This is a genomic window from Actinophytocola sp., from assembly GCF_035712165.1.
GTDB lineage: Bacteria > Actinomycetota > Actinomycetes > Mycobacteriales > Pseudonocardiaceae > DASYTH01.
Genome location: NZ_DASTBH010000024.1, coordinates 47,795 through 59,538, shown reverse-complemented (window position 1 = coordinate 59,538; position 11,744 = coordinate 47,795). Strand labels below are relative to the sequence as shown.

6 protein-coding genes are annotated in these 11,744 nt (G+C 69.5%); 4 read left to right on the top strand and 2 right to left on the bottom strand.

The window, feature by feature from the left end:
• Window positions 1–158: 158 nt before the first annotated feature.
• Window positions 159–1,412, bottom strand: a complete 1,254-nt coding sequence (locus tag VFO68_RS01370) for a helix-turn-helix domain-containing protein (protein ID WP_325156260.1) — start codon at window positions 1,410–1,412, stop codon at window positions 159–161.
• A 229-nt stretch (window positions 1,413–1,641) separates the two neighbouring features.
• Between VFO68_RS01370 and VFO68_RS01365 the strand changes: the two genes are divergently transcribed.
• Together VFO68_RS01365 and VFO68_RS01360 are read left to right on the top strand one after the other, a co-directional pair.
• On the top strand, window positions 1,642–2,187 hold the full coding sequence (locus VFO68_RS01365) for a hypothetical protein (RefSeq protein WP_325156259.1): 546 nt from the start codon (window positions 1,642–1,644) through the stop codon (window positions 2,185–2,187).
• A gap of 271 nt (window positions 2,188–2,458) precedes the next feature.
• The gene (locus tag VFO68_RS01360; protein ID WP_325156258.1) at window positions 2,459–4,267 is read left to right on the top strand and encodes a glycoside hydrolase family 6 protein; all 1,809 of its coding nucleotides are present in this window, start codon (window positions 2,459–2,461) and stop codon (window positions 4,265–4,267) included.
• Between the two features lie 501 nt (window positions 4,268–4,768).
• On the opposite strand, the gene VFO68_RS01355 is transcribed toward VFO68_RS01360, so the two are convergent.
• Window positions 4,769–5,920, bottom strand: coding sequence for a lytic polysaccharide monooxygenase (locus tag VFO68_RS01355; RefSeq protein WP_325156257.1), 1,152 nt, complete (start codon window positions 5,918–5,920; stop codon window positions 4,769–4,771).
• 330 nt (window positions 5,921–6,250) lie between these two features.
• On the opposite strand from VFO68_RS01355, the gene VFO68_RS01350 reads away from it, so the two are divergent.
• Together VFO68_RS01350 and VFO68_RS01345 are read left to right on the top strand one after the other, a co-directional pair.
• Window positions 6,251–9,106: a glycoside hydrolase family 48 protein gene (locus VFO68_RS01350; protein WP_325156256.1), complete on the top strand. Its 2,856-nt coding sequence runs from the start codon at window positions 6,251–6,253 to the stop codon at window positions 9,104–9,106.
• Between the two features lie 75 nt (window positions 9,107–9,181).
• Window positions 9,182–11,743 carry a glycoside hydrolase family 9 protein gene (locus VFO68_RS01345; protein WP_325156255.1) on the top strand — a complete coding sequence of 854 codons (2,562 nt, stop codon included), beginning with the start codon at window positions 9,182–9,184 and terminating at the stop codon, window positions 11,741–11,743.
• Window position 11,744: the final 1 nt, after the last annotated feature.

Here is an 11,744-nt window from a genome sequence, read left to right as displayed (position 1 = left end):
GGTGCGGTTCGGGCGGTTCGCGCACGTCGGGTCACCGCACCCGCCGGCGTGCTGACGCTCGGTGATGATTGTCGCCGGGCGGAGAAAATCCGGAGCCGAACTGTAGCTGGCTGATAAAAAACGCTCCGGCGCCGGGGAAATGCGTGCGAAAACCGTACTTACCGGACGTCGTTATTGGTGCCGCGAATACCGGCCGAATCCCGCTCCGGTGTCCACATCAGACGCTGGGACCGCAGCGCGATCTCCAGCTCCAGCCGGGCGGCGGGGTCGTCCAGCCGGGTGCCGAACAGCCGGTCCACCTGGCGCATGCGGTAGCGCACGGTCTGCGGGTGGATGCCGAGCCGCCGGGCGATCTCCGGCGCGCTGCCCCGGGTGTCCAGCCAGGCGAGCATCGTCTCGCCGATCCGGGACCGCTGTTTGTCGGTCAGGCCGGTCAGCGGGGCCAGCGCCCGCCTGGTCAGCTCGCCCACCAGGAACTCGTCGGCCAGCAGCCACAGCGTGGCCAGATGGTCGCGGCACCAGACCGGTGTGGTCGCGGCGATGATCCCGCGCCGGACCAGGGCCATTGCCCGCCGGGCCCAGCGCAGCGACTGGGCGGCGTCGGCCAGGGCAACGGTGGGTCCGACGCACGCCGTGCGGTCCCGCAGCAGCGAGCCGAGCAGTTCCTCGTGCCGGCCGGGCTCCGCCATGATCAGGTAGGGCGACCGGCCGTCCAGGTCGGCCAGCACCTCTTCGGGCAGCGCGATGGCGGACAGCTCGTCCTGCTCGTCGCGCTGCTCGACCACGACCACCGCCACGGTCTCCGGGACCCGCCAGCGCGCCTGCGCGGCGAGTTCGGCCACGAGCGCAGGGGCGGCCGGCGGTTCGGTCAGGATCAGCTCGACCAGCCGGCGCCGGTGCCGGTCCACCAGCTCGGCCGACTCGGCCGCCGCCGCGGTGTAGCCCTTGATGGACAGCGTGGAGATCTCCTCGACGTAGGCGAAGATCGCCTCGGCGGCGATGCTGAACAGGCCGACCGGCAGGTCCTGCTTCTGCGCCCAGGTGGCCACATGCCGCCAGGCCACCCGGCCGCCGACCCGGTAGGCGGTCTGCAACGCGTCGAGGCTGCGGCCCTCGTAGAACTCGACCCGGCCGAGCCGGCGGAACACCGTGGCCCAGCTTTCGTCCAGCGGACGGCCGGTGCCGGCCGAGTCGAGGACCGAAAGCACGGCCTGCTCGACGCCGGTGGTCATGATCGCGCCGAACCGTCCGGTGAGGGGTTGGGCGTAGGCCGGGACCGCCCGCTGGATCTCGCTGATCATCTCCCGGGTGAGCTGCCCGACCATCGGCCGGAACCGGACCACCACGTCCCGGGGCAACGCGGCCCACAGGGCGCTCGCCCGGTCTTTCGTGCGGGCCGGTTTGACGGCCATGATTGTTTCCCCGTCATGGTTTGCGAATTCCTTCGCGGGAGCCATGAATGAATGTGTCTCGCGGCGGATCACGATAAGTTCGGCCCGGCCGGGTGTCAAAGCGCCGGTGGAGTGTTTTGACGGCTCCGGAGGAGGTACGGGCCATACTTTGTGGTTGTCACACAAATTCTGTGCCCCCGGCCGGGGTCGTGCTTGCCGCGTCCGGAGCGCGTTTGTAACGTCGCACAGCATGTCGCGTCGTCGCTCGCCCGCCCTGGTGTCGCTCATCGTCTCGGGCCTGGCCGTTGCCGGCTGTTCCGGCGCCGAGGACGACTCCGGGGGCCCGGCGGTCGCCTGGGCGGAGCGGGTGTGCGCGAGCGTCGAGCAGGGCGCGCAGGGCCTTGCGCTTCCGGCCGCGGACCTGACCGACCCGCAGGCGGCCAAGACCGCCTTCGACGCCTACCTGGGACAGGTCGCCCAGGCGCTGGACCGGGTTTCGGCCGAACTGCGCGCCGCCGGGGCACCGCCGGTGGCCGACGGGCAGCAGGCGGTGGACAGCGCGATGGGCACGATCACCGAGATCAAGACCGCGATCGAGGGCGCCCGGACCCGGGTGGCCGCGCTGCCGGTGACCGACGCGGGCAGTTTCCAGGCCGCGCTCAACGATGTCGGCACCGGGCTAGCGAAGATCGACAGTGTGGAGGGGCCGACGAAGGACCTGAAGGCCAACCCGGCGCTGAACGAGGCGTTCGGCAAGGCGCCGGCGTGTCGCCGGATCGACGGTTCGGCCGATTGAGTTCGGCGCCCCTAGGACGTTTTGGAAAACACCCCGAAATCGCCGTCCTGATCGGCGGAAATAGCGGATCGGCGGCCGGCTGAGAAAGGCGCCGCGGGGCCGGGCCGGCTCCGCGCGGTCTCCAGCCGTCCCGCGAATGCCCCATGTTTGCGCCCGGCAACGCCTCTGTACACGGCGTGTTAACCCGGTTACTATCCCGGTCTGGGAGCGCTCCCAGAAGGGGCAGGTTCACGGCTGCCCGGCAATGGCGTCGAGGAAGAGGACGATCCCCATGAGGCTCAACCCCAGACCACCTAACATCGCCGCGCGCCGAGGTCGCGCCTTCGTGGCCGCGGGCGCGACGGTTCTGCTGGCGGCCGCCACGATCACCATGATGAGCGCCGGACCAGCCGGCGCCGCCCCCGGCTGCCGGGTCGACTACACCGCGTCCAACTGGGGCGGAGGCGGCGGGTTCACCGCCGGCCTGCACATCACCAACGTCGGTGATCCGCTGGCCGGCTGGACGCTGACCTTCACCTGGCCCGGCAACCAGCGCGTGTCCCAGGGCTGGAACGCCAACTGGACCCAGGCGAACGGCAGCAACGTCGTGAGCGCGACGAACCTGGACTGGAACCGCAACCTCGGTACCGGTGGGACCACCGACATCGGGTTCAACGGCACCTTCACCGGCACCGCCAACACCGCGCCGACCAGCTTCGCGATCAACGGCACCACCTGCACCGGCGCGCCGGGCGGACCCACGACCACGACGACCACCACCACGACCACCACGACCACGACGACCACGACGACCAGCAACCCGCCCAACCCGGGCAACCGGGTGAACAACCCGTACGCGGGCGCGACGGGGTACGTGAACCCGGACTGGTCGGCCCGGGTGGCAGGCGTGTCGGGCGGCAACCGGATCGCCAACCAGCCGACCGGTGTGTGGATGGACCGGATCGCGGCGATCGCCGGGACGACCAGCGGCCGGGGTCTGGCCGCCCATCTCGACGAGGCGGTGCGGCAGGACGCGGCCAACGGCACGCAGGCCCTGGTGTTCCAGGTCGTGATCTACGACCTGCCAGGCCGGGACTGCTCGGCGCTGGCGTCCAACGGTGAGCTGGGCCCGACCGAAATCGGCCGGTACCGCACCGACTACATCGACGCGATCGCGGCGATCCTGGGTCGGGCGGCCTACGCCAACCTGCGGATCGTGACGATCATCGAGATCGACTCGCTGCCGAACCTGATCACCAACGTGGCGCCGCGGCCGACCGCGGTGGCGCAGTGCGACACGATGAAGGCCAACGGCAACTACGTCACCGGCGTCGGCTACGCGTTGAACCGGCTGGGCGACGTGCCCAACGTGTACAACTACATCGACGCCGGGCACCACGGCTGGCTCGGCTGGGACGACAACTTCAACCCGACCATCCAGCTGATGTGCCAGGCCGCCAACGCGTCCGGCGCCACGCCGGCCGACGTGTGGGGCTTCATCGCCAACACCGCCAACTACAGCGCGCTGCAGGAGCCGTTCTTCACCGCCAACACCGTGGTCGGCGGCCGGCCGGTGCGTGAGGTGTCGGGCGGTTGGGTCGACTTCAACCGCTACGTCGACGAACTCGGGTTCGCGCAGGCGTTCCGGACGCAGGCCGACGCGCAGTGCTTCGACGCCAACGTCGGCATGCTGATCGACACGTCGCGCAACGGCTGGGGCGGCCCGAACCGGCCCACCGCGGCGAGCACGTCGACCGACCCGATCACGTTCATGGACCAGTCCCGCATCGACCGCCGGATCCACCTCGGCAACTGGTGCAACCAGTCCGGTGCCGGTCTGGGCGAGCGTCCGCGGTCGGCTCCGGCCACCGGGATCGACGCCTACGTGTGGATCAAGCCGCCGGGTGAGTCGGACGGGTCGAGCACCGAGATCCCGAACAACGAGGGCAAGGGCTTCGACCGGATGTGCGACCCCACGTACACCGGCAACCCGCGCAACAACAACCACATGTCCGGCGCGCTGCCCAACGCGCCGCTGTCCGGGGCGTTCTTCCCGGCTCAGCTGACCCAGCTGATGCAGAACGCCTTCCCTCCGCTGTAACCAACACGCACACCGAGGCCGCCCGGCTCCCAGCCGGGCGGCCTCGGCCTACCCGCAAGACCCCACCCCGAGCGGCAACCCAGCGCCAGAGCCGGCGGTTCGTGTGCTGAAGTGGCAACTCGCCGGGCTGGAAGTGGCAACTCGCGGGGCTCGAAGTGGGGACTCGCCGATTGCCCAGAGTGCAGGCTCGGCGAGTCCCCGGCTCCAGCCCGGCGAGTTCCCCATTCGTGCGCGATCCGGTGGTTTGCCGGGTTGCCGTCCCCGACTCCGTCCGGAACGCCGGGTCGGTCGCCTGGCCAGAGCCGGGCCCGGCGTTCCGCGCCGAGCCACCCTCCCGCCAAAGCCCGCGAGTCCCCACTTCCAGCCCGGTGAGTCGCCCCTTCCAGCCCGGCGAGTTCCGCGTTGCGGTCCGGCGAGTGGCCCCGCGATGACTCGCGGGGAGGCCGAAGGCCGCCTTCTGGGGGAGGGGAAGGCGGCCTTCGGGGTTGGGGGTGGGGTGAGTTAGTGGTGGTGGTGGGGGGTGGTGTTGGCGAGGGTGGCCAGGAGGGCCGGGAGCTCGCGTAGGCGGTGGATGACGGGGGTGAAAAGGGTGGTATCGGCTGCTGCGGCGGCGGTCGCTGCCGCGGTCGGGACGCCGCAGGCGGTGATGTCCGTCGGTGCGTTGTTGGTCCCGGTATGGGATCCGGTGAAGCCGAAGGACACCGTCTGACCAGGGTTGATTCTGAGGTTCCACTGCATGTTGATCGCGGTGACCTCACCCTCGTTCTGCCGGATGTCGGCGTTCCAGCCCTGGTTGATCCGCTGACCGTTGGGGAAGGTCCAGCGAACGGTCCAGCCGAACACCGGCTGGGTGCCGTTGTTGGTCACCCGGACCTCGGCCTGGAAACCGTCGTTCCACGACGTTCCCGGGACGTAGGCCACCGAGCAGTCGGCCGGCGGGGGTGGCGGCGGTGGTGGCGGTGGCGGCGGCGCGCCCGCGCCGAACCACACGTCGGAGCAGTTGTAGAACGCCTCGGGGCTGTCCGACCGTTGCATGATCGAGTAGATGATGTGCCGCCCGCTCTTGTTCGCCGGCAGGGTGGCCGGCCAGGTGTACTCCGAGCCGTGCGGACCGCTGCCGTTCTGCGGCGGGTTGGTGACCGTGTTGAACGCGGTCGGCTCGAGATCCGACCACTTCAGCGGCTGGTCGGGGTTCCACCCGTCCCTGGTCACCCACGAGGTGAACGTGCCCGGATGCGGTGCCCAGGCGTTCCACCGGAAGGTGATGTTGGCTCCGGGCTGTAGTGCGGTGGTCGGCCAGTCCTGCCGGGCCATGCGGAACTTGACGAACGTGTCCGCCGGGCCGCACAGGTTGCCGTCCGGGATGATCTCGCGGTGCCGGCCGCCCGCGTTGCTGATCAGGTTGCCGAACCAGTTCCAGAACGGGAAGCTGTCCCCCTGCTGCCAGGCGTTGGCGCAGGCCGGGTTGGTGGGGTTCAGGTTCCCCCCGTTTCCGCCGGCGAGCCCGTCGACGAAGCACGAGTAGGTGCGCGACGGCGGGAAGGTCGACGCGCCGTGTGCCCACGCGGCCGGTGCTGTCGGCAGCACCACCAGAAGTGCGCTGGTGAGTACGGCGATCAGGCCGCCGGCCCCCACCCTGTGGAGTGCTCTCATGATGCCCCACTGTCTCCTTTCAGTTACCGAAAGCGATTGGGAGCGCTCCCAGGATCGATTGGGTAACCAGGACGTGTCAATCCCGAACCGCGGGCTCGATCGGTCAATGTGCCACGACAGGCGGTTTAGGTGTGGTGAAACATTGACACCTCAGGTGATCACCTGGTAACAACGTGTTTACAGTATTCTGGGAGCGCTCCCAGACTGTCGCTCGTCACCCATGCGGCCACCCGGACGCGGCCTGACCACCTGGAGCACTACATGAGACGGCACCAACGGCTGGGAGCGCTCCCAAGCGTAACCCTGGCCATGCTGCTCGCGGCAACCCCTATGGCAGCGGCATCGGACATCTCGCCGCAGGCCATCGCCTGCTCGGTCACCTACACCGCCAGCAACTGGGGTGGCGGTGGCGGGTTCACCGCCGGCGTGCGGATCACCAACCTCGGTGACCCGCTCAACGGCTGGACCCTCAGCTTCGCCTTCCCCAGCGGTCAGCGGCTGAGCCAGGGTTGGAACGCCAACTGGGCCCAGGCCGCCGGCAGCGCCAACGTGACCGCCACCAACCTGGACTGGAACCGCAACCTGTCCGCGAACCAGTCCACCGACATCGGCTTCAACGGCACGTTCACCGGCACCACCAACACCGCGCCGACCAGCTTCGCCATCAACGGCGTCACCTGCGGCGGCGCGAACCAGTCGCCGGCCGTGACGATGACCTCGCCGGCCACCGGCGCGAGCTTCCAGGCGGGTTCGAACATCGCGCTGGCCGCGACCGCGTCGGACACCGACGGGTCGGTCACGCAGGTGCAGTTCTTCGCCAACAACACCCCGCTCGGCACCGACACCACCAGCCCGTACACCTTCAACTGGCAGAACGTCGCCGCCGGCAACTACGTGCTGACCGCTCGGGCGACCGACAACGGCGGTGCGTTCACCACCTCCGCGCCGGTCGACGTGACGGTCACGCCGAACACCGGGCCGTCGATCGTGGTCTCCCCGGCGTCGATCAACGTGCCGGAGGGCGCCACCGCGCCGGTCGCCGTCCGGCTGTCCCAGCAGCCGACCGGCTCGGTCTCCGTGGCGACCAGCCGCACCTCCGGTGACACCGACCTGACGGTGTCCGCCGGCGCCACGTTGACGTTCAACCAGACGACCTGGAACACGCCGCAGAACGTGACCCTGGCCGCCGCCGAGGACGCCGACAACGCCAACGGCACCGCCGTGTTCACCGCGAGCGCCACCGGGCACACCGCGGCGACGATCGCGGTCACCGAGGCGGACAACGACCAGTCCGCCTACGTCCAGCGGTTCATGCAGCTGTACAACAAGATCAAGGACCCGGCGAACGGCTACTTCAGCAGCCACAACCCGCCGATTCCGTACCACTCGGTGGAAACCCTCATCGTCGAGGCGCCCGACTACGGGCACGTGACCACCTCCGAGGCGTACAGCTACTGGGTCTGGCTGGAGGCGCAGTACGGCCAGGCGACCCGGGACTGGACCCGGTTCAACACCTCCTGGCAGTCGATGGAGACGCACATCATCCCCACCGCCACCGACCAGCCGAGCAACGCCGCGTACAACCCGAACGACACGGCGACGTTCGCGCCCGAGTTCGACACGCCGAACCAGTACCCGTCGCCGCTGGACAACAACGTCGCCACCGGCCCGGACCCGCTGGCCAACGAACTGCAGAGCGCGTACGGCACCCGGGACATCTACGGCATGCACTGGTTGCTGGACGTGGACAACCGGTACGGCTACGGCCGGCGCGGCGACCGCACCGGCAGCCCGTCCTACATCAACACCTTCCAGCGCGGTCCGCAGGAGTCGGTGTGGGAGACCGTCCCGCAGCCGTCCTGGGAGCCGTTCAACAGCGGACAGGGTGGCGCCAACGGGTTCCTCCCGCTGTTCATCCAGGATTCCAGCTACGCGAGGCAATGGCGTTACACCAACGCGCCGGACGCCGACGCCCGGGCGGTCCAGGCGGCGTACTGGGCCAACGTCTGGGCCACCGAGCAGAACCAGGCGAGTGCGGTGGCGCCGACCATCGCCAAGGCCGCGAAGATGGGTGACTACCTGCGTTACGCCTTCTACGACAAGTACTTCAAGCAGGTCGGCAACTGCGTCGGACCGACAACCTGTCCGGCCGGCACCGGAAAGAACGCCTCGACCGGCCTGCTGACCTGGTACTACGCGTGGGGCGGCGCGCTGGACGGCGGCTGGGCCTGGCGCATCGGCTCCGGTCAGGCGCACTTCGGTTACCAGAACCCGCTCGCGGCCTTCGCTCTGTCCAATGTGGCCGCACTGCGCCCGTCCTCACCGTCCGCGGTGACCGACTGGACGCAGAGTCTGACCCGGCAGGTGGAGTTCTACCGGTGGCTGCAGTCCGCCGAGGGCGGCATCGCCGGCGGCGCGACCAACAGCTGGGCCGGTCGCTACGCCACCCCGCCGGCCGGACTGCCGACCTTCTACGGGATGTTCTACGACGTCGATCCCGTCTACCACGACCCGCCGAGCAACGAGTGGTTCGGCATGCAGGTCTGGTCGATGGAGCGGGTCGCGGAGTACTACAACGTGACCGGTAACGCGGCCGCGAAGACCATCCTGGACAAGTGGGTCGCGTGGGCCCGGGCGAACACCACGGTGAACGCCACCGCCGGAACCTGGGCGGTGCCGAGCAAGCTCGGCTGGTCCGGGGCGCCGGACACCTGGAACCCGACCACCCCGGGCGCCAACGCCGGCCTGCACGTCTCGGTCCTGGAACGGGGCCAGGACGTGGGTGTCACCGCGGCACTGGCAAAGACCCTGATGTACTACGCGGCCCGCTCCGGCGACACCGCGGCCCGTGACCTGGCGAAGAACCTGCTCGACGCGATGTGGGCGACGCCGAACCAGGACACCAGGGGCATCACCACGGTCGAGCCGCGAACCGACTACAACCGGTTCGACGACCCGGTCTTCATCCCGAGCGGTTTCACCGGGACGATGGCCAACGGCGACCCGATCAACGCCAGTTCGACGTTCCTCGGGTTGCGGTCCTGGTACCGCCAGGACCCGGCGTTCCCGCAGGTGCAGACGTACCTCAACGGCGGTGCGGCGCCAACCTTCCGGTACCACCGGTTCTGGGCCCAGGCGGACATCGCCATGGCGATGAACGACTTCGCCCGCTTGTTCCCGTCCTAGCCCGGGTGGCGGGGTCCGCACCTTCCCGCCGCGCGGACCCCGCCCCCTTCCCAATGACGCGAAGGGAACCTCGACATGCGACTGCGAGCGATTCTGGCGGCCCTCGGTCTCGCGCTCGGCGCCGTGCTCGTCGCGCCAAGCGCGCCGCCGGCCCAGGCCGCGGTGTTCAACTACGGCGAGGCGCTGCAGAAGTCGCTCTGGTTCTACGAAGCACAGCAGGCCGGTCCGAAACCGGCCTGGAACCGGGTCTCCTGGCGGGGTGACTCGGCCATGTCGGACGGCGCGGCCGCCGGCGTCGACCTCACCGGAGGGTGGTTCGACGCCGGCGACCACGTCAAGTTCGGCTTCCCGATGGCCTTCTCGGCCACCATGCTGGCCTGGGGCGCGGTGGAGTACCGCTCCGCGTACACCCAGTCCGGCCAGCTCACCCACCTGCTGAACAACCTGAAGTGGGCCACGGACTACTTCCTCAAGGCACACACCGCCCCCAACGTGCTGTACGGGCAGGTCGGCGCGGGCGGCCCGGACCACGGCTGGTGGGGGCCGGCCGAGGTGATGAACATGGCCCGGCCGGCGTTCCGGATCGACGCCAGCTGCGGCGGGTCGGACCTGGCCGGGGAGACCGCGGCCGCGCTCGCGGCCAGCTCCATGGTGTTCCGTCCGACCAACCCGTCCTATGCGGACACTCTGGTCAGCCATGCCCGGCAGCTCTACACCTTCGCCGACAACGTGCGGCGCAAGTACTCCGAGTGCATCACCGACGCGGCCGGCTTCTACCAGTCGTTCAGCGGTTTCCAGGACGAACTGGTCTGGGGCGCGGCCTGGCTGTACCGGGCCACCGGCGACGCGGCGTACCTGACCAAGGCGCAGGCCGAGTACGACCGGCTGCCCACCGAGCAGGGCACCGGGCTGCGGCCCTACAAGTGGGCGCTGGCCTGGGACGACAAGTCGTTCGGCACCTACATCCTGTTGGCCCGGATCACCGGCGACCAGAAGTACATCGACGACGCCAACCGCTGGCTGGACTACTGGACGGTCGGCGTCAACGGGCAGCGGGTCCGGTACTCGCCGGGCGGCCAGGCCTTCCTGGACGTCTGGGGATCATTGCGGTACGCGGCCAACACCGCGTTCGCCGCGTTCGTCTACAGCGACTGGACGACCGACACCACCCGCAAGGCGCGCTACCACGACTTCGCGGTGCGGCAGATCAACTACGCGCTGGGCGAGAACCCGCGCAACTCCTCGTACCTGGTCGGGTTCGGCGCCAACCCGCCGCGCAACCCGCATCACCGCACCGCGCACGGCTCCTGGTCGAACAACATCAACGAACCGGCGCAGAGCCGGCACATCCTCTACGGCGCGCTGGTCGGCGGCCCGGGCGCGGCGGACGACTCCTACGCCGACAGCCGGCAGGACTTCCAGCGCAACGAGGTCGCCACGGACTACAACGCCGGCTTCACCGGCGCCCTGGCCCGGATGTACGCCGAGTTCGGCGGCAGCCCGCTGGCCAACTTCCCGGTGGCCGAGACCCCGGACGGACCGGAGATGTTCCTGCAGGCCGGGGTGAACGCATCCGGCACCAACTTCACCGAGATCAAGACGTTGGTGTTCAACCACTCGGCCTGGCCGGCCCGGACGCTGTCCAACGGCTCGTTCCGCTACTACTTCACCCTGGACGGCAACACCACGCCGAGCCAGCTCACCCTGTCCACGGCGTTCAACCAGTGCTCCGCGCCGACCGGGCCGACCCAGTTCTCCGGCAACGTCTACTACGTGCAGGTGAGCTGCGCCGGGCAGAACATCTCCCCGCAGGGGCAGTCCGAATCCCGCCGGGAGATCCAGTTCCGGATCGCCAGTTCCTCGGGAAGCTGGGACCCGACCAACGACTGGTCCTACTCCGACGTCGCCAAGACGCCCGGCGCCACCCCGGTGACCGTGCAGAACATGACGCTGTTCGACGGCACCACGAAGATCTACGGCAACGCGCCGAGTGACGTGCCACCGGTGGACGACACGGTTCCGCCGACCACGCCGGGTACGCCGGTGATCGGCACGATCACCTGCACCACCGCGACGATCACCTGGCCGGCGGCGACCGACACCGGCGGCAGCGGCCTGGCCGGCTACAACGTCTACCGCGAACAGGGCGCGACGGACCCGTTGCTCGGGCAGACCACCACCAACTCCATCACCCTGACCGGGCTCACCCCGTCCACCGCCTACCAGGTGTACGTGCGAGCCCGGGACGGCGCGGGCAACCTGTCCACGCCGACCGCAACGATCGCCTTCAGCACCGCACCACCCTGCCCGACCACCACCTGCCGGGTGGCCTACACGGCCAACGACTGGGGACCGGGCAGCAACGGCTTCACCGCCAACTTCACCATCACCAACAGCACCGCCTCGACCGTCCCCAGTGGATGGACGCTGGCGTTCAGCTACGTCGCCGGGCAGCGGGTGACGGCCGGCTGGAACGCCAGCTTCGCACAACCGGCAGGCAGCGGAAACGTGACCGCCACGGGCAACCAACCGATACCGCCGAACGGCTCGGTGAACATCGGCTTCAACGGCACCCACACGGGCACCAACCCGGCACCGGCCGGCTTCACCCTCAACGGCCAACCGTGCACCGTCTGAG